Origin of the sequence: Ensifer adhaerens (genome assembly GCF_000697965.2) — a bacterium.
Classification (GTDB): domain Bacteria; phylum Pseudomonadota; class Alphaproteobacteria; order Rhizobiales; family Rhizobiaceae; genus Ensifer; species Ensifer adhaerens.
On sequence record NZ_CP015881.1, the window covers coordinates 519,937 to 538,143 of the forward strand.

Here is an 18,207-nt window from a genome sequence, read left to right on the forward strand (position 1 = left end):
GAAAGGAAGAAGGATGTTCCAGAACCGCGCCGAAGCCCTGGCGCTCGCTCTGCCCGCAGCGGTCTTTGCGGCGATCGTCTTTCTGGCGCCAGTGGTGATCCTGCTGGCGGAGGGCTTTCGCAGCGCCGACAGCTGGTCGCTGTCGGCCTATACGACCTTCTTTTCCGATCCGCTGAACCGCACCGTCTTCCTACGCACCTTCCGGCTCGGCCTGATGGTTACCGTCGTTTCGGCGGTCATCGGCTATGCCGCCGCCTTTGCGATCGTCAATCTGACGCCGCGCAGCAAGGGACAGATGATCGGCCTTGTCGTGCTGCCGCTGATGATCTCGTCGGTTGCCCGCACCTATGCCTGGATCGTCATTCTCGGCCGCACCGGCATCGTCAACCAGGCGCTCCAGTTTGTCGGCCTCTCGGATGAGCCGATCCGCTTCCTGTTTACCGAGACCGCCGTGTTCATCGGTCTCTTGCAGCTTTTCCTGCCGCTGATGATCCTGTCCTTGATCAGCGCGCTCGAAAACATGCCGAAGGATGCGATCCCGGCTGCCCGCGTACTCGGCGCCAACTGGTTCCAGGTGTTTTTCAAGGTGATCCTGCCGCTCACCAAGGAGGGCCTTGTTATTGGTGGTACCCTGGTCTTCACCGGCTCGCTGACGGCTTACATCACACCGGCGATCCTCGGCGGCTCCAAGGTGCTGATGCTCGAAACGCTGCTCTATCAGCGCGTCACCGTCGCCAACGATTTCGTCGCGGCCAGCGTCATCGCCTTCATCCTGATCGTCATGAGCTTTGCCGCCAATCTTCTTTTGAAACGGCTTGCCACCGCGAGGAACAAGCGATGACACCCCGCGTCTTTTCACCCCTCGTCCTCTTCCTGGTGATCGGCTTCCTGATCGGGCCGTTCTTCATCATCGTCGCCGCGTCGCTCTCCGGCGGCGAGACGCTGGCCTTCCCGCCGCAGGGCTTCTCGCTCAGGTGGGTCGCCAAGGTGTTCACGGTCGAGAGCTTCCAGGAAAGTTTCGCGATCTCGATGCTGCTGGCGATCGGCGGAACGGCGGCCGCTCTCGTGCTCGGCGTTCCCGCCTCCTACGCCCTGTCGCGCTACAAGCTGCCGTTTGGCGAAACCATCCGCACGATCGTGTCGCTGCCAATCATCGTGCCCGGTATCATCGTCGGCCTGGCGCTCTTGCGTTACATCGTTGTGCCCTTTGGCCTCAACATCACGCTGACGCTGTTTCTCGCCCACACCGCGCTGGTTCTGCCCTATGCGGTACGGGTCGTCTCGGCGAGCCTCAACAACCTGCGCTCCGATATCGAGGAGGCGGCTGTGCTGCTCGGCTCCTCGCGCGCCGGCGCCTTCTTCCGCGTGGTGATGCCGAACATCCGCAGCGGCATCCTCGCCGCCTTCATCCTCGGCTTCGTCACGAGCTTCAACCAGGTGCCGGTATCGCTCTTCCTCTCCGGCCCGGGCGTGCGCACGCTGCCGATCGACATGCTCTCCTACATGGAGATCACTTACGATCCGTCGGTCGCCGCCCTCTCCGCGCTGCTCGCCTTCATGTCCATCGGCATCGTCTTTCTTGCCGAACGCTTCCTGGGATTCTCTCGCTATGTCTGACGCCCCCTTCCTCAGCCTTGAAAAACTGACGCTCGCCTATGGCGATACCGTTGCGGTGAAGGACCTCGACCTTTCGATCCGCAAGGGCGAACTGGTGGCCTTCCTTGGGCCCTCCGGTTGCGGCAAGACGACGACGATGCGCTCGATCGCCGGCCTGCTGTCGCCCGCGTCCGGCGCGATCAAGCTCGATGGTGCCGACATCACCCGCGTGTCCGCCAACAAGCGCTCGGTCGGCCTGGTCTTCCAGTCCTATGCGCTGTTTCCGCACCTGACCGTGTTCGAAAACGTCGCCTTCGGCCTGCGGCTGAAGAAGCTGCCGGCCAACGAGATCGAGAGCAAGGTGACCGCCGGTCTCAAGTCGGTCGGGCTTTCGAAGTTTTCCGCCCGCAAGCCGGGCGAACTCTCCGGTGGCCAGCAGCAGCGTGTCGCGCTGGCGCGTTCCATGGTCATGGAGCCGAAGGTGCTGCTGCTCGACGAGCCGCTGTCGAACCTCGACGCTCGTCTGCGCCTCGAAATGCGCACGGAACTGCAGCGGGTGCAGAAGGAAACCGGCGTCACGATGATCTTCGTCACCCACGACCAGGGCGAGGCCCTGTCGCTGGCGGACCGCATCGTCGTCATGCTGAACGGCGCGATCGAGCAGCTCGGCACGCCCGAGGATATCTACAACCGCCCGATCTCGCGCTTCGTCGCCGACTTCGTCGGTTTCGAAAACATCTTTGCCGTCGAGGGCGGCAAGCTGAAGGCCGAGAACGGCCCGATCGATCTTTCCGGATCCCTGCCGCCTGACACGGCAGGGCTTGCGTGGCGTCCGCGCATGGTGACCCTTGGTTCAGGTCCTTTCCAAGGCACCGTGCGCGGAGCCTCTTTCTCCGGCAGCACGCGCGAGTACCTGCTCGATACGCCGCTCGGCGCCATCAAGGCGGAAGAGGATGCAGCACTTGCAGCCCGTGAAACCGGTTCTGCCATTGCCTTCGACCTGCCGGTCGAGAAGGCCGCACGCCTCAAGAAGTTCGGGTAAGGTCCGATGGGTGTCTGGATCGATACGGACATGGGGTTCGACGACATTGCCGCAGTGCTTGTCGTCCTTCATGCCGGTGAAGAGATCGACGGCGTTTCGCTGGTTTTCGGTAACACGCCGCTTGACCAGGTGAAGCGCAACGCTGCCGGCGCCGCGCGCGCTTTCGGCTGGGCTTTCCCCATCCATGAGGGGCGCGCCCTGCCGGTGCTCGGCAAGCTCGAAACTGCCGAACGCATCCTTGGCGAAGCCGGCATGCCGACAGCGGGATTGACGCTGCCGGAGGCCGACGCCTTGCCGGTAAGCGACGCCTTTGCGGCACTTTGCGCCTGGCTGGAGCAGGAGGGGCCGAAGCGGATTCTGGCGCTCGGGCCGCTCACCAATCTCGCTGCCCTTTGCCTTGCCCGTCCGGACTTGGCGAGCCGGATCACCGACCTCACCTGGATGGGGGGCGGCGTCACCAGCGGCAACCATACGGCATCTGCCGAATTCAACGCCTTCGCCGATCCGGAAGCGCTGGCGATCGTGATCGCTCATGGCCTGCCGCTGCGCATGGTCGATCTCGATCTCTGCCGCAAGGTCTTTGCCTACCCCGATGACGTCGCGCCGATCCGCTCGGCGGGTGGCGTCCATGCCGCCCTCATCGCCGATCTGCTTGCCGGCTTCATTTCGATCGGCACCAGTCGCGGCCGGCCGGGCATGGCGATCTACGACCCTTGCGCTGCCGTTGCCTTCGTCAATCCGGGCGCAATCTCGTTTCGCAAGGCGCGCATTGATGTCGAACTCGGAGGGACGCTGGCCCGCGGGCGCACCGTCGTCGAAACGCGCGAAAGCCACGCGATCTTCAATGCCGAATATGCCGTCGATGCCCATGTCGAGACGACCAGGGCTCAGATCCTGGGCGCTTTGATGAAGGAAGCGCAGAAGTGAGTTCCATAGAGCAGCCTCAGGACTTGATGGATGCGGCGCTCCGCAGCCGGGCAGTGGCGGCAGCGCGTGGTGCTGAACCGTTCGACGTTCTGATTTCGGGCGGTACGCTCGTCGACGTGGTGACGGGCGAGTTTCGCCCGGCCGATATCGGCCTTGTTGGATCGTTGATCGCAAGTGTCCACGAACCGGGCACGCGCTCCGATGCGGCAACCATGATCGATGCGACGGGCGCTTACGTTTCGCCCGGTCTGATCGACACCCATATGCACGTCGAAAGCTCGATGGTGACGCCGGCGACCTATGCCAATGCGGTGCTGCCGCGTGGCGTGACGACCGTCGTCTGGGATCCGCATGAGTTTGGTAATGTCAACGGTGTGGCCGGCGTGCGCTGGGCCGCAAACGCCAGTCGCGATCTGCCGCTGCGCACGGTGCTGCTGGCACCGTCGAGCGTGCCGTCAGCACCCGGCCTGGAGCTGGCCGGTGCCGATTTCGACGCTGATGTGATCGCCGACATTTTGAGCTGGCCGGAAATCGGCGGCATCGCCGAAATGATGAACATGCGCGGCGTCATCGACGGTGAGGCGCGCATCACCGGGATCGTTCAGGCGGGGCTTGCCGCCGGCAAGCCGGTCAATGGCCATGCGCGCAGCCTTGCGGGCTCTGATCTGCAGGCCTTCGTGACCGCCGGCGTCAGCTCCGACCATGAGCTCGTTTCCGGCGACGATCTGCTGGCAAAACTCAGGGCAGGGCTTTCGATCGAACTGCGCGGCTCGCACGATCACCTGCTGCCGGAATTCGTCAAAACGATCAAGGCTCTGGGCCATCTTCCTCAGACGGTAACGCTCTGCACCGACGACGTTTTCCCGGACGATCTTGCCCATGCCGGCGGCCTCGACGACGTCGTTCGCCGGCTGGTGCGCTATGGCCTGCCCGCCGAATGGGCGCTTCGGGCAGCCACGCTGAACGGCGCGGTCCGCCAGGGCCGGCATGATCTTGGACTTGTGGCGCCAGGGCGTCGGGCGGACATCGTGATCTTCGAAGATCTCGCTGATTTCCGTGCGCGCACGGTCATCGTCGACGGCAAGTCGATTGCAGACGCCGGACGGATGATCGAGCCGCTCTGCGGCATCGCCGCCGAGACCCTGCACGGCACGATGAAGATCGCGCCGCTGTCGGAGAACGATTTCCGCATTCCAGCAGATGGCACGAAGGTCCGCGTCGCGACCATCGACCGGCCGCGTTTTACCCAATGGGGCGATGCCGTTGCCGCGGTCGAGGGCGGCTTCGTCGTTCCGCCCGAGGGGACGACTCTGATCGCCGTGGCGCATCGTCACGGGCGCGCCGACAGCCGACCGGCTGTGGGTCTGCTGTCGAGTTGGGGCGCCTGGCGCGGCGCCTTTGCAACCACGGTATCGCATGACAGCCACAACCTCACGGTTTTCGGCGGCAATGCGCAGGATATGGCGGTCGCCGCCAACGCGGTGATTGCTGCCGGTGGCGGCATGGCCGCTGTGTCCGGCGGCAAGGTCGATGCACTCCTGCCTCTGCCGCTCGCGGGGCTGGTCTCCGAGGAGCCGCTGGAAGAGGTGGCGGATAGCTTTGCCGCACTCCGCGAAGCAGTCGGCCGCATCGTCGATTGGCAGCCGCCTTACCTGGTCTTCAAGGCCTGCTTCGGCGCGACGCTCGCCTGCAATGCCGGACCGCACCAGACCGATCGCGGCATCGCCGACGTGGCGACGGGCAAGGTCATGGAAAGCCCGATCCTGGAGATCCTTGAAGCCTGACATTCAACGGCCGCCCAGGCAGGGCGGCCGTTGAAGTCCGACGTCATTTCCGTATGACAGCTTGCCTCGCCCTTCAAGCGCAGGTTCTAAATCCTTGAGATCGCACGCTCCCGCCTGCTTCTTCGCGATGCAAGCGTTACTCGGCGCGTGCCAGTTCCTGCTCCACGAGGGTCGACCAGAAGGTGGCGCCCGGACCGATCGCGTCGTCGTTGAAATCATAGGCAGTGTTGTGGTGCAGCGCGCCGTCGACGGCGGGGCCGTTGCCGAGCCAGACGTAACAGCCGGGCGCTTCCAGCCCGAAGAAGGCGAAATCGTCGCCGGCGGTCGACGGTGGAAATGACGTCCGGGTCTTCTTGCCGAACACCGCCTGAGCGGCGCTCAACGCCCGAGCAGTGGCATCGGCGTCGTTGACGACGGGCGGAATGCGGCGTTCGAATTCGTAGTCAACGGAAATCCCATACATCTCGGCGGTACCACGCGCGAGCCGGCCGATCTCCGTTTCGAGCTGATCGCGCACTTCAGGCGTATAGGCGCGGGCCGTGCCGCCGATTTCCACCGTATCGGGGATGACGTTGAGCGCCTTCGGGTCGCCGGCGCGCACGGAGCAGGCGCTGACGACGGCTGGCTGTAAGGGATCGACGACGCGGCCGACGATCGACTGCAGCGAGGCAAGGAAGGTGCCGGCGGCCGTCACCGGATCGCGGCCAAGATGCGGCTTGGCGCCATGGGTGCCGACGCCGCGAAAGGTGAGCCGCCAGCTATCCGAAGAGGCAAGCTGCGGACCCGTGACGACGGCTATCTCGTTCGGGTCAAGGCCCGGCATGTTGTGCAGGCCGTAAACCGCGTCGCAGGGGAAAAGTTCAAAGAGGCCGTCTTCGACCATGCGTTTCGCACCGCCACGCCCTTCCTCGGCAGGCTGGAAGATGAAGTGCACGGTGCCGGAGAAATTGCGGGTCTTAGCCAGATGGCGGGCAGCGCCGAGCAGCATTGTCGTGTGGCCGTCATGACCGCAGGCATGCATCTTTCCGGCCTCGCGGGATTTGTAGGGACGGTCGGCGATCTCCGGCATGGCGAGCGCGTCCATATCGGCGCGAAGGCCGATCGAGCGTGTGCCGTTGCCGACCTGCAGCGTGCCGACGACGCCGGTTTTTCCCAAGCCGCGGTGGACCTTTAGACCCGCTTCCTCAAGCCACTTGGCAACGAGATCGCTGGTGCGTACCTCCTCGAAGCCGAGTTCCGGATGGGCATGCAGGTCGCGACGGAAGTCGGTGAGGAAGGTGAGGTCGTCGGCTATTCCGTCTGGCAGGCGCATCGTCAGGCATTCCCATGTTTCATTGCGCGAAGGGCTTGTGAATTCCGCGTGCTTTGCTTGAGCCGCAGCGCCCTTTCGGTTTGATCGAAGTCGCAAACGGTATAGACGAAAACGGCCGGAACCAGAACAGCAAGCCGGCCTTTTTGATCGCCTTTCATTTCGGGCGAAAGCGCGCAGACGAGGACCGGACCGATGCAGCCCCACGACTTCTGGCAGGAAATCTACCCGCCGAAAAGTTTCGATATTCAGGCGGGTTATCGCGATTTCTTCCCGGCGTCCCTCGGTGATGGCAGGCAGATTCTCCTGCCGATCCGTCAACTCGCCGACGGCAAACATGCGCTGGCCTCGCTGATCGTCAATCAGGCGAGCTTTGCTGTTGAGGACGCACTGGCAACGGAACTTGCGGCGAAGCTCGCCCCCTATGAGCCCGAAGTCGTCGCCGGTCTGCCGACGCTCGGCCTCACGCTCGCTTCGGCCGTTGCCCGCAAGCTCGGCCACAGCCGCTACGTGCCACTCGGGACGTCCAAGAAGTTCTGGTATGTCGACGATCTCTCCGTGCCGCTCTCCTCGATCACCACGCCCGACCAGAAGAAGCGTCTCTACGTCGATCCGCGAATGTTGCCCTTGCTTGAGGGTAAGCGCGTGGCTCTGATCGATGACGTCATTTCCAGCGGTACGTCGATCCTTGCCGGGCTGACGCTGATGGAAGCCTGCGGCATCGAGCCGGTCGCGATCGGCGCGGCCATGCTGCAGACCGAGCGCTGGCACCAGCCGCTTGCGGACCGTGCACCGCATTGGCCGGAGCGTGTCGTCGGAGTGTTTCAAACGCCCTTGCTTCAGCGGGGTGAAGACGACAGCTGGCGCGCCGCCTGAATTTCTTGGCTTCCGCGCGGCAGCGAAGATAGATTTGTCTATCTGCTCGGGACGTTACGAAAGGACTTGCATGCGGTTCATCAATCCGATCCCTTTCGTCCGCGACATCGATCACTCCCGGGAATTCTACGAGAAGATTGTTGGCCTGACGGTTCGCGAGGATTTCGGAAACTTCGTCCTCTTCGAAGGCGGCTTCGCGATCCATGAAGGACGTTCGCTGGAGCGGACCGTCTGGCGAACAGAGTTTGGTTCGGATGAGCCTCACGGGCGGCGAAATCTGCTGCTTTATTTCGAGCACGAGGATGTCGATGCGGCCTTCGCGCGCATTGCGCCGCATGTGGACCTGATCCATCCGGTCGAGCGTCAGGCATGGGGCCAGCGTGTGTTCCGCTTCAGTGACCTGGACGGGCATGCGGTTGAGATCGGAGAGCCGCAGGTGCTGGAATCGCCAATCGACCCGGAGAACCCCTAACTTATTCAGGCGCTGGCTTCATTGAAAGCCAAGGCGCCCTCGCCGTCGCGAAGGCGTCTTGGATTGTGTACTCTCCTTTAGAGGGCGAAGCGCGGCTTAGTTCGCCGGCCTGACCTGATAATAAACCGTCGACTTCGCGCCGCCCGCCTTGGCGATGGTGTAGACATCGTACGAGGCCTGCGGATCGTTGCCCATGCCGAGCGAGCCTGAAGGCATGCCGGGAACCGCGATGCCGGCGACATCCGGCTTTTCGGCCAGCAGCTTCTTTACCGCTTCGAGCGGTACATGGCCCTCGATGACATAGCCGTCGATGACGGCGGTATGGCAGCCCTCCATGTCGGCCGGAACCGCAAAGCGCGTCTTGATCACCGACATGTCGGCCTCATCGCGCACCTCGACCTTGTAGCCGGCCGCTTCCATTGCGTCGGCCCATTGTTCGCAGCAGCCGCATTGCGGATCCTTGTAGACGGCCATGGTGCCGGTTGCCGCGACGGCGCCCGTCGCAAAGAGGGTGATGCCCGCGATCGTGCCCGCCACGAAATGCCTGCGTAATACGTTCATCGAACATTCCTTTCCATTCTTGCCTGATCTCAGGATTGTGGCGCCCGGGCCGCGCAAAGTCGACCCGGGCAGTTTGTCGCTGCTACTTGATCTCGGTCACGGTCAGCTTGCCGTTGACACGGTCGGCGACGAATTCGATCGACGCGCCTTCCTTGAGCTTGGCAAGCACCGCGTCATCGGCGCGGAACACCATGGTCATGGCCGGCATGTCGAGGTTCTTCAGATCCTCATGGTCGATCGTCACCTTCTTGGCCTTGGTGTCGATCTTCTTGACCACGCCCTTGGTGAACTCCGCGGCCTGGGCGGGTAGGGAGAGCGTGGCGGTGGAAACAGCCAATGCGAGCGCTGCGAGGAGTTTGCCTACGGTTTTCATGGTTTCATCCTTTCCTGTTTTCTCGGGTTACTTCTTCACTACGTCGAGTGGGCCGTGCATGCCGGCGTCGTAATGGCCCGGCACCAGGCAGGCGAATTCGAAGGTGCCGTCGTTGGTGAACGTCCAGTAGATGTCGCCGGACTTGCCCGGCTCGAGCCGGATGGCGTTCGGGTCGTCGTGCTCCATGTCGGGGAACTTCTCCATGGTGATCTTGTGTTCCTGGATCGTCGCCTTGTCGTCGAGCACGAATTCGTGGGCGAGTTCGCCGGCGTTCCTGATGGCGAAATGGACCGTCTGGCCCTGGCGAACCTTGATGGTTGCCGGGGTGAAGATCATCTTGCCGTCGTCGGTTTCCTTCATGGTGACGCGGATCGTCTGCGTCGACTTCTTGCTGTCGCCGGGCTCGCCGATCGACACCTTGTCGTGGCCGCCGGCGTGGCTGCCGCTGGCGAGCGCCTGGGAGGAAAGGGCGGAGGCGATAACGAGCGCCAGAGCGAGTGCTGATTTCTTCATCGTAATGTTCCTGATGGATTTGAAAGAGGTCATTGCAGTCGGCCGCCCTCTCACGGTTTGGGCGTGAGCACGGTCTTGGCATCCTTGGCCCGCGTCGGTTCCGGCAATGCGCCGGTCCATTCCCAGGCCTGTGTTCCCGGCGGGTTTTCGTACCAACCGGGATCGCTGTAATCGCCGGCGGAGATACCTTCGCGCACCTTCACCACCGAGAACATGCCGCCCATCTCCAACGCGCCGTGCGGACCCCAGCCGGTCATCATCGGGATCGTGTTGTCGGGGAGCGGCATTTCCATTTCGCCCATGTCGGCCATACCGGCCGTACCCATGGGCATGTAGTCGGGTTTCACCTTGCGGATCTTTTCCGCGACCGATTTCTTGTCGGCGCCGATGAAGGTCGGGATATCGTGGCCCATCGCGTTCATCGTGTGGTGCGACTTGTGGCAATGGATCGCCCAGTCGCCCTCGTACTTGGCGTCGAATTCGTAGGCGCGCATGGCGCCGACGGGAATGTCGATCGACACTTCCGGCCAGCGTGCCTCCGGCCGCACCCAGCCGCCATCGGTGCAGGTCACCTCGAAGTCGTAGCCGTGCATGTGGATCGGATGGTTGGTCATGGTGAGGTTGCCGACCCTGACCCGCACGCGGTCGTTCTTGGACACGACCAGCGGGTCGATGTCCGGGAAGATCCGGCTGTTCCAGCACCACATGTTGAAGTCGGTCATTTCCATGATGCGCGGCACATAGGTGCCGGGATCGATGTCATAGGCATTGAGCAGGAACACGAAATCCCGATCGACACGCATGAAGTTTGGATCCTTCGGGTGCACCACGAAGAAGCCCATCATGCCCATGGCCATCTGTACCATTTCGTCGGCATGGGGGTGGTACATGAAGGTGCCGGATTTCACGAGGTCGAACTCGTAGACGTAGGTCTTGCCGGCCGGAATATGCGGCTGCGACAGGCCGCCGACGCCATCCATGCCCGAAGGCAGGATCATGCCGTGCCAGTGAATGGTGGTGTGTTCCGGCAGCTTGTTGGTGACGAAGATCCGCACGCGGTCGCCTTCGACCGCCTCGATTGTCGGGCCTGGCGACTGGCCGTTATAGCCCCAGAGATAGGCAGTCATGCCGTCGGCCATCTCGCGTTCGACCGGCTCGGCGACAAGGTGGAATTCCTTGGTGCCGTTGTTCACACGGTGCGGCAATGTCCAGCCGTTGAGGGTGACGACCGGGTTGTAGTCCGGTCCGCTCGTCGGCACGAGCGGCTTCTGGGTCGCGGCATTGTCCATGCTTGCCGCTTCGGGCAGGCCGGAATTTGAGGTTTGGGCCCAGGCGGCGCCCGAAACGAGAGCAGCACCGGCGCCGAGGAAGTTTCTTCTGTTGAACATATCTGATCCTTTTTTGAGTTAGGGCGGGATGCGTACGGAAAACCGCACACACTTTTCCTGCTCCCGCCCTAGTGTCCGGCGCCGGCTTCCGCTGCCGCGGGCGCTGCCGCGCCTCCAGCCGAGCCGCCCGATCCGCCGCCGTGGATTGCGGTCATCAGATCGGCATCGGCCAGCCAGAAATCGCGCTTCGCGTTGACGGAGAGCACGGTCGAATTGACCTTGGCCCTGACGTCGGCAAGCAGCTCGAAGGTGCTGGTGATCATGCCGTTGTAGCTGAGCGTCGCTTCTTCCTCGATCTTGGTGCGCAGCGGCACGACGTTGTTGCGGTAGTGCCGGGCGATGTCGTAGCGCGAGCGATAGGCCTCGTAGGCTGAGCGTGCTTCCGAGCGGATGTTGACCGCCTTTTCCGCCAGCAGGTTCGCCGAGCGCATATGGGCAAGCTCGGCCTTGCGCATGCGCGCATTGCCGCTGTCGAAGATCGGGATCACGAATTCGAGCTCGAACTGGCCGGTCGTCTCGACCTTGGTGCCATGATCCTCCTTCTCCCGTTCCGCCTCCGCACCGGCGACGAGTTCCAGGTCGGTCACGTAGCGGGTCGCCTCGGTGAGGCTGTAGGACTTGGCCACGGCTTCGAGATCGAGGCGGGCGATCTGCAGGTCGACGCGGCGCTTCAGCGCTTCGGCCTCGATGCTGTCCTTGCGGGCCAGCGTCTTCGGCAGGTTCGGCAGGCGGTTCGGCACCTGGTAGTCGACATCGCTACCCCAGAGACCCATCAGCCTTGTCAGGTTTTCCTTGGCAAGACGGGCTGCAAGCCGGGCTTCGGCTGTCTGGCCGGCGAGTTCAGCGTTGAAGACGTGCTCGCGCGCCTGGTTGCCCTTGCCCATGGCGCCGGTCTCACCGAGTTTTGCGGCGAGTTCCGAGGAGGCGTCCGCAGCCGCCTGGGCCTGGTTCAGTTGTGCGACGGTTTCCCATGCGGCAACCGCTTCGATCCAGGCGCGGCGGGTTTCGGCGGCCAGCTGCAGCGTGCTGAGCGCGGCGTTGAGCTGCGCCTGGCGGAAACGCGCGTCGGCGACCGCGATGGTCTTGTCGCGGGTCAGGAGCGCCAGGATGTTGGTGGTGACCAGCCCTTCGATCGCCTTGTAGGCCTGCAGTTCCGGTGTGCCGATCCCGGTGGTGCCGATCGAGACAGCCGGGTTGAGAAACAACGTCGCCTGCCAGGCATCCGCCGACGCGTCGCCGAGATCGGCATAGGCGGCCTGCAGGCCCTTGTTGTTGAGGAGTGCGACCTGAACGGCGGTGTCGGCGTCGATTGTCTTGCGCTTCAGGAGCGCCTTGACCTCGGCATTGACCTTGTCTGCCTGTTCGCGGTTCTGGATCCAGACGCTTTTCTTGGTCGCGGCCGTCGAGACCTTGGCATCCACGGTGGTGAAGCCCGCGTCCTTGGCCGAGTATTCGGTCACGCAGCCGGCGAGCACGAGGGGCATACCGATGGCGGCCGCGAGGTTGAGCTTGCGAAGCCTCATGACGCGTCTCCCTTGGCGGTCGACTGTGCGTCGTTGAGGGGTCCCCAGGCCTTGGGGCCGGTGGGTTCGCGGTGGGTGTAGCCCGAAATAGGGCTGCGATACTGCGTGCTTCGAATACCGCTCGTGCTATTGGCGGGATCGCCAAGGCTTGAGACCTCGGCAGGCAATGTGGCAGCGCATCCGCCCAGGATGATGGGCAGGAGCGCCATGGAAAACAAACGTTTCATGGTCAAACCTGAAATGTGAATGGCAGAGGCCGGCGATCGACCGGATGAAACCGGGCGGGCCTTGTCGCGGACGGCGCTAGAGGTGGTCGAGCGTCACATCGGACACGCGGAAACACGGCAACGCTTCGCACCACTGCAGATCCTTCCGTCGGCCAAGACCAACGGAGACCCGCAGCAGCGGTCACGGATTCACGAAATCAGGCTCTTGGGGGACGATGAAGGCCGTCGAGCTCACCGGGGGTGAGCTGCGGGTGCGGGCCGAAATTGCGGATGGAGCGCGGGAAAGCCGGATGGCTTCCGTCGACATCGCCGAGCACCGCCACGGCGGCGCAGAAGGTCTTGCAGCAATCCTTCTTGTCCGCCTTGCCGTTTTCTTGTGCCGGCTTCACCTTGCCCTTGTCGAGGCTCGGGCAATGCTCGGTCGCAGCTTGCATCGGATTAGCGGCTGCCTCGATCTGCATCGAGCCGTGCGCGGCCGCATGCATCATGCCGGAGGCGGTGGAAAAAGGCAGCACGGCCAGCGACAAAGCGATCGCCAGCTTCAGCACTATCAGCAAACGCAGATATGTGGTTCGCACGTTCTCCATGATCGATCCGTAGAAACGCCTTTGATTCCTGTCAATGATGCTTGCGCCTGGCGCCGTCACGAATGCGTGAGGCTCAAGGATGCGCACTCGTCGTCACCCGTGCCGCCGGTTGCGGACCGGATCGATGCCGGCCGTACCGAAGCGGGCGGGCTCGGTTGCCTTCGTCGGCGCGTTCGTGGCGTCGGCGAGATCCTCGAGAATGGGACAGTCCGGGCGGCCGTCGCCATGGCAATGGGCGGCGAGATGTTTCAGCGTCCGGCTCATCGCCTTCAGCTCCTCGGCCTTGCGCTCCAGGATCTCGACATGTTCGAGCGCGATCTTCTTGACCTCGCCGCTGGCGCGCTCGCGGTCGCGCCAGAGCGCCAAGAGGTCCGCCATCTGCTCGACAGTGAAACCGAGATCGCGCGAGCGGCGGATGAAGCGCAGCGTATGGACGTCGTTGTCGCCATAGTTGCGATAGCCGGCTTCGCTGCGGTCGGCCTGCGGGATAAGGCCGATTGTCTCGTAGTAGCGGATCATTTTCGTCGAGACGCCGGAGGCGCGGGAAGCTTCGCCGATATTCATGATGTCATCCTTTTTACCGCCGTGCGGCCATTCCCTTGAGAATATAAGGGCTCTCCCCGGCTTCCGCCATGCTGGCGAGAGCCGGGGAGACGATCGAACCTAGGCCGCCTGTGCTGCGGCAACCGGGCGAAAGGCCCGAAGCCGCAGGGCATTGCCCAGCACGAAGACGCTCGACAGCGCCATGGCACCGGCCGCAAAGATCGGCGACAGCAAGAGGCCGTAGACCGGGTAGAGCGCGCCGGCGGCAACCGGGATCAGTACCGCGTTATAGGCAAAGGCCCAGAACAGGTTCTCCTTGATGTTGCGGATCGTCGCCTTGGACAGCGCGATCGCATTCGGCACACCCAGGAGATCGCCGGACATCAGCACCACGTCGGCGCTCTCGATGGCGACGTCCGTACCGGTGCCGATCGCCAGGCCGACATCGGCTTCGGCGAGCGCCGGCGCATCGTTGATCCCGTCGCCGACGAAGGCGACCGCGCGTCCGCCTTGCTTCAGCTTCTTCAGAGCCGCGACCTTACCATCCGGAAGCACTTCGGCGATTACCTCGTCGATGCCGAGCTTGGCCGCGATCGCCTCTGCGGTGCGGCGGTTGTCGCCGGTGATCATCGCGACCTTCAGGCCGAGATCGTGCAGCATGCGGATCGCCTGATGCGTCGTCTCCTTGATCGGGTCGGCAACGGCGATGATCGCCGCCAGCTTGCCGTCGATCGCGGCATAGAGCGGGCTCTTGCCTTCCGAGCCAAGGCGGGCCGCCTGGTCGGCGAAGGCCGACACGTCGAGCTTCAGCTGCGTCATCAGGCGGTCGGCACCGACATGGACCGTGCGGCCCGAGACCTCGGCGCTGGCGCCGAACCCGGGGATTGCCTCGAACCTGGCCGGTTCAGCGATCGCCAGTCCCTTTGCTTTGGCTGCGTCGACGATTGCTTCGGCGATCGGGTGCTCGGAGCGGGTCTCCACGGCGGCGACCAGCGTCAGCACGGTATCACGATCGAAGCCTTCGGCGGTTTCGAGGTCGGTCAGTTCCGGGCGGCCCTTGGTCAGCGTACCAGTCTTGTCGACGGCGATGACGGCGGCGTTCCGCAGCGTCTGCAGTGCCTCGCCCTTGCGGAAGAGCACACCCATTTCGGCGGCGCGGCCGGTGCCGACCATGATCGAGGTCGGGGTGGCAAGGCCCATGGCGCAAGGGCAGGCGATGATCAGCACGGCGACGCCGTTGACGAGCGCGAAGGTGAGCGCCGGATCCGGACCGAAGACCAGCCAGACGCCGAAGGTCAAAAGCGCAATCGCGATGACGGCTGGCACGAACCAGGCGGTGACGCGGTCGACCAGCGACTGGATCGGCAGCTTGGCGCCCTGGGCCTGCTCGACCATCTTGATGATCTGCGCCAGCACGGTATCGGCGCCGACCTTGGTGGCCCGGAAGGTGAAGGAGCCGGTCTTGTTGATCGTGCCGCCGACGACTTCGCTGCCGGCCACCTTTTCGACCGGAACCGGCTCGCCGGTGATCATCGATTCGTCGACATAGGAGTTTCCGTCGAGGACGCTGCCGTCGACAGGAACCCGGTCGCCCGGGCGCACGACGACGGTGTCGCCAGTCTGCACGTCGGACAGCGGCACCTCGACCGTCTCGCCGTTGCGGATGACGCGGGCGGTCTTTGCCTGCAGGCCCATCAGATGCTTGATCGCCTCGGAGGTCCGGCCCTTGGCGCGCGCCTCCAGGAACCGGCCGAGCAGGATCAAGGTGACGATGACGGCTGCAGCTTCATAGTAGACGTTGGCGGTACCGTCGGGCAGAAGGTCCGGCGCGAATGTGGCAACGACCGAGTAGATCCAGGCGGCGGAGGTGCCGATCGCGACCAATGAGTTCATGTCCGGCGCCAGGCGGAAGAGGGCGGGGACACCCTTCTGGTAGAAACGCAGGCCCGGGCCGAATAGCACCAGCGTCGTCAGCGCGAACTGCAGATACCAGCTTTCCTGCATGCCGATATTGTTCATGACGAATTCGTGCACGCCCGGGATGAAGTGCGAGCCCATTTCAAGCACGAAGATCGGCAGCGTCAGGACGCCGGCAGTCAGCAACGCGCGCCCAAGCTTTCGCGTCTCCTGTTCGCGCTTCTCGCCTTCGCGGTCGACGCTTTCGTCGCCGGTGATGCGCTTGGCGGCATAGCCGGCAACGCGAACCGCCTCTTCGAGTGCGGCGGCGGTGGCGATGCCCCTGGTTATGCGCACCGACGCGCGCTCAGTCGCCAGATTGACGTTGGCTTCGGTGACGCCCGGCACGGTCTTCAGCGCCTTTTCGATGCGCGCGACACAGGACGCGCAGGTCATGCCTTCGATGGTGAGCTCGACCGTGTCTTCGGCCGCACCATATCCGGCATTCTCGATCGCCTTGACGATGTCGGCCGACTTGGTGCTGGCATCGAAGCGGACGTCAGCGCGTTCCGTTGCAAGGTTGACCGAGGCTTCGGTCACACCAGGCACAGCGCGAATAGCCTTTTCGACGCGCGCCACGCAGGATGCGCAGGTCATGCCCTCGACGGGAATGCTGGCGCTCAATGCGGCGGCGGACATCGCTTCGAGGTCGTTTGTTCTAATGGGGGTCACAGATCCCATGATCGTGCTCCTTTCTCTGTCTTTTGTCACAACATGGGGCTTCCAACGATGGGAAGGTCAAGGGCGCAAGAGAGATTTCTGCACGCCATCTTCAGAGCGGCTGGGAGAGGTCTGCCACCGCAGCGATAATGGCCCGCGATGCACGATGAAGCCGCCTCGACCCAAGTTCAGCCGCGAGGCCCGGCAGGTTTGTCAAAGCGCAGTTCGAATGGCTCCCGGTTTGCCGGCGATCGCAAGGCTGCGACCGTGCTTTGCCTGCCTCTTGCGAGTGAACTGCATCGGATCCATCCTGTAGAAGTTGCGTCCCATAGGGAGGTTAGGATGACGGCTTATAATTGTGTCCGTTTCCGCGTGAGACCCGGTCAAGAGGAACGGTTTGAGCAGCTTTTTCGCAGCGCTGGTCGCGACTTTGAAGGCTTGAGAAAGATGGCGCTCAGCAAGTCAGCGGATGGATCGTATTTCTCAATTGCCGAATGGGAAAGCCTTGAAGCGATCGCTGCGGCACGGCCCATGATGAAGGCGAACCTCGACACGTTCCGCGATACGCTCCTGGAACTCAGCCAGGATCTCGGGGTCACGGACCCGATTTCCGGCGAGGCGATCTTCGAAATGGCGCGTTAGGGCAATGTTGCTGCGCAAGGTGTGACGGCAACAGCTCCGTCGGTTGGTTGACAGGGAGGTCGGCCTTGGCTGCTAAGGTCGCGGACCCGATGACAGTGATGTCGTCGGCTTGCGAACGCGTGGGGCAGCAGCAGGACGGGCACGACATCTAGCGCCGGATTTTGGATGGCTTGAGAGCAGAACACTGCGACGAAGGCGCGATGACGGGTTGAGGTCACCGCGGGCAATGGCTATGTCGTGCCGCACACACGCGTCACGAACCATAAGGCCATTCGGAATGATCCCAGACTTTCTCGTTACACATTCCGGTGGTTTCCACGCCGACGAGCTGCTTTCCAGCGTCATCCTTACGCGGCTTTTCCCTGAGGCTCGCATCGTTCGCAGCCGGGCGCCGGAATGGCTGAAGCCGGGGGCGGACCGCATCATTTATGATGTTGGCGGGCAGTATGATGCCGCAGCCGGACTGTTCGATCATCATCAGCGCGGGGCGCCGGTTAGAGAGGATGGCCAGCCCTACAGTTCGTTCGGCTTGATCTGGAAGCATTACGGTCGCGCCTACCTGGCAGCGTTCGGCGTTCCCGAGGCCCATGCGGAGGCGGTCCATGCGGCCTTCGATGCGCGCTTCGTGCTGCCGGTGGATCTGGTCGATAACGGCGCGCTCGACCCCTCCGTGGCCGGCCCATTGGCGGGGCTCACGCTGTCGGCGCTGCTGGAAACCTTGAAGCCTGTCTTCGACGAATCCGGCCAGGAGGCCGAGGACCGCAGCTTCCATCAGGCGCTTTCGATCGCGCGCGCGTTCGTCGAGGCTGGCGTGTCGCAACGCGCCGCCAAGCTGCGGGCCGAGGCGCTCGTGCTGCAGCAGATCGCCCTTGCCGGTGAGAGCCGAGTGCTCGAACTGCCGCGGGGCATGCCGTTCCGCCCGGCGATCGTGAAAGCTGGCGCCGACCACCTGTTGTTCGTCGTTCATCCGCGCGAGAATGACTGGTGCTTGACGGGCATTCGCAAGGCCGATGAAGGGTTTGAGCTGCGCGCCGATCTGCCGGCTGCCTGGGCCGGCCTGACGAACGGCGACCTGGAGGCGGCTTGCGGCGTGGCTGGCGCGCGGTTCTGCCACAACGGCCGCTTCATCGCGGCGGCAGCGACGCGGGAGGCAGCACTGGCCATGGCCGAGCTCGCCGTCAAGGAAGCAGTATCGGCGGGCAGCGGTCAGGCTTGAGGAAACTGATGA

The 18,207-nt window shown here is 63.6% G+C and carries 19 protein-coding genes; 9 read left to right on the forward strand and 10 right to left on the reverse strand.

Translation table 11 applies throughout. The features are described from left to right. Positions 1-13 precede the first annotated feature (13 nt). Genes FA04_RS21990 through FA04_RS22010 form a run of 5 tightly spaced genes read left to right on the forward strand, consistent with a single transcriptional unit; the run spans position 14 to position 5,349 of the window. Complete coding sequence (locus tag FA04_RS21990) at positions 14-841, forward strand: ABC transporter permease (RefSeq protein ID WP_034799251.1); 828 nt, start codon at positions 14-16, stop codon at positions 839-841. Further along, positions 838-1,617, forward strand: a complete 780-nt coding sequence (locus FA04_RS21995) for an ABC transporter permease (RefSeq protein ID WP_034799252.1) — start codon at positions 838-840, stop codon at positions 1,615-1,617. Before FA04_RS21990 ends, FA04_RS21995 begins: the two co-directional genes overlap by 4 nt. Then, the gene (locus FA04_RS22000) at positions 1,610-2,638 is read left to right on the forward strand and encodes an ABC transporter ATP-binding protein (protein WP_034799254.1); all 1,029 of its coding nucleotides are present in this window, start codon (positions 1,610-1,612) and stop codon (positions 2,636-2,638) included. Before FA04_RS21995 ends, FA04_RS22000 begins: the two co-directional genes overlap by 8 nt. 6 nt (positions 2,639-2,644) lie before the next feature. Next, positions 2,645-3,565, forward strand: coding sequence for a nucleoside hydrolase (locus FA04_RS22005; protein WP_034799255.1), 921 nt, complete (start codon positions 2,645-2,647; stop codon positions 3,563-3,565). A gap of 26 nt (positions 3,566-3,591) precedes the next feature. Continuing rightward, a complete protein-coding gene (locus FA04_RS22010) occupies positions 3,592-5,349 on the forward strand; it encodes an adenine deaminase (RefSeq protein ID WP_051659489.1) in 1,758 nt (585 codons plus the stop codon). Between the two features lie 136 nt (positions 5,350-5,485). Here FA04_RS22010 and FA04_RS22015 read toward each other — a convergent pair whose 3' ends face one another. Continuing rightward, positions 5,486-6,661 (reverse strand): M20 aminoacylase family protein, encoded by a 1,176-nt coding sequence (locus FA04_RS22015; protein WP_034799257.1) that lies wholly within the window; start codon positions 6,659-6,661, stop codon positions 5,486-5,488. 192 nt (positions 6,662-6,853) lie between these two features. Here FA04_RS22015 and FA04_RS22020 point away from each other — a divergent pair, with 192 nt between their 5' ends. Continuing rightward, positions 6,854-7,534 carry a phosphoribosyltransferase gene (locus tag FA04_RS22020; protein WP_034799266.1) on the forward strand — a complete coding sequence of 227 codons (681 nt, stop codon included), beginning with the start codon at positions 6,854-6,856 and terminating at the stop codon, positions 7,532-7,534. 70 nt (positions 7,535-7,604) lie between these two features. Continuing rightward, positions 7,605-8,006 (forward strand): VOC family protein, encoded by a 402-nt coding sequence (locus tag FA04_RS22025; protein WP_034799268.1) that lies wholly within the window; start codon positions 7,605-7,607, stop codon positions 8,004-8,006. A gap of 96 nt (positions 8,007-8,102) precedes the next feature. Here FA04_RS22025 and FA04_RS22030 read toward each other — a convergent pair whose 3' ends face one another. From FA04_RS22030 to FA04_RS22065, 9 genes are all read right to left on the reverse strand, one after another. Beyond that, a complete protein-coding gene (locus FA04_RS22030) occupies positions 8,103-8,567 on the reverse strand; it encodes a DUF411 domain-containing protein (protein WP_034799270.1) in 465 nt (154 codons plus the stop codon). 82 nt (positions 8,568-8,649) lie between these two features. Further along, on the reverse strand, positions 8,650-8,940 hold the full coding sequence (locus FA04_RS22035; protein WP_034799272.1) for a copper-binding protein: 291 nt from the start codon (positions 8,938-8,940) through the stop codon (positions 8,650-8,652). 27 nt (positions 8,941-8,967) lie between these two features. After that, positions 8,968-9,453: a cupredoxin domain-containing protein gene (locus FA04_RS22040; protein ID WP_034799273.1), complete on the reverse strand. Its 486-nt coding sequence runs from the start codon at positions 9,451-9,453 to the stop codon at positions 8,968-8,970. Positions 9,454-9,503: 50 nt separating this feature from the next. Further along, complete coding sequence (locus FA04_RS22045) at positions 9,504-10,841, reverse strand: multicopper oxidase family protein (protein WP_034799274.1); 1,338 nt, start codon at positions 10,839-10,841, stop codon at positions 9,504-9,506. 68 nt (positions 10,842-10,909) lie between these two features. Beyond that, entirely contained in the window at positions 10,910-12,364 is a 1,455-nt protein-coding gene (locus FA04_RS22050) for a TolC family protein (RefSeq protein ID WP_034799276.1), read from the reverse strand. Continuing rightward, positions 12,361-12,591 carry a hypothetical protein gene (locus FA04_RS34350; RefSeq protein ID WP_082936547.1) on the reverse strand — a complete coding sequence of 77 codons (231 nt, stop codon included), beginning with the start codon at positions 12,589-12,591 and terminating at the stop codon, positions 12,361-12,363. The genes FA04_RS22050 and FA04_RS34350 overlap by 4 nt, the downstream gene beginning before the upstream one ends. Before the next feature lie 197 nt (positions 12,592-12,788). Beyond that, positions 12,789-13,178 carry a hypothetical protein gene (locus tag FA04_RS22055; protein WP_156553046.1) on the reverse strand — a complete coding sequence of 130 codons (390 nt, stop codon included), beginning with the start codon at positions 13,176-13,178 and terminating at the stop codon, positions 12,789-12,791. A gap of 93 nt (positions 13,179-13,271) precedes the next feature. Further along, positions 13,272-13,742 (reverse strand): Cu(I)-responsive transcriptional regulator, encoded by a 471-nt coding sequence (gene cueR, locus FA04_RS22060; RefSeq protein ID WP_034799282.1) that lies wholly within the window; start codon positions 13,740-13,742, stop codon positions 13,272-13,274. 99 nt (positions 13,743-13,841) lie between these two features. Next, positions 13,842-16,316, reverse strand: a complete 2,475-nt coding sequence (locus FA04_RS22065; protein WP_034799285.1) for a heavy metal translocating P-type ATPase — start codon at positions 16,314-16,316, stop codon at positions 13,842-13,844. 180 nt (positions 16,317-16,496) lie between these two features. On the opposite strand from FA04_RS22065, the gene FA04_RS35910 reads away from it, so the two are divergent. Together FA04_RS35910 and FA04_RS22075 are read left to right on the forward strand one after the other, a co-directional pair. Further along, on the forward strand, positions 16,497-16,979 hold the full coding sequence (locus tag FA04_RS35910) for an antibiotic biosynthesis monooxygenase family protein (protein WP_234798803.1): 483 nt from the start codon (positions 16,497-16,499) through the stop codon (positions 16,977-16,979). A 277-nt stretch (positions 16,980-17,256) separates the two neighbouring features. After that, positions 17,257-18,195, forward strand: a complete 939-nt coding sequence (locus FA04_RS22075; RefSeq protein ID WP_034799292.1) for an MYG1 family protein — start codon at positions 17,257-17,259, stop codon at positions 18,193-18,195. Positions 18,196-18,207 lie beyond the last annotated feature (12 nt).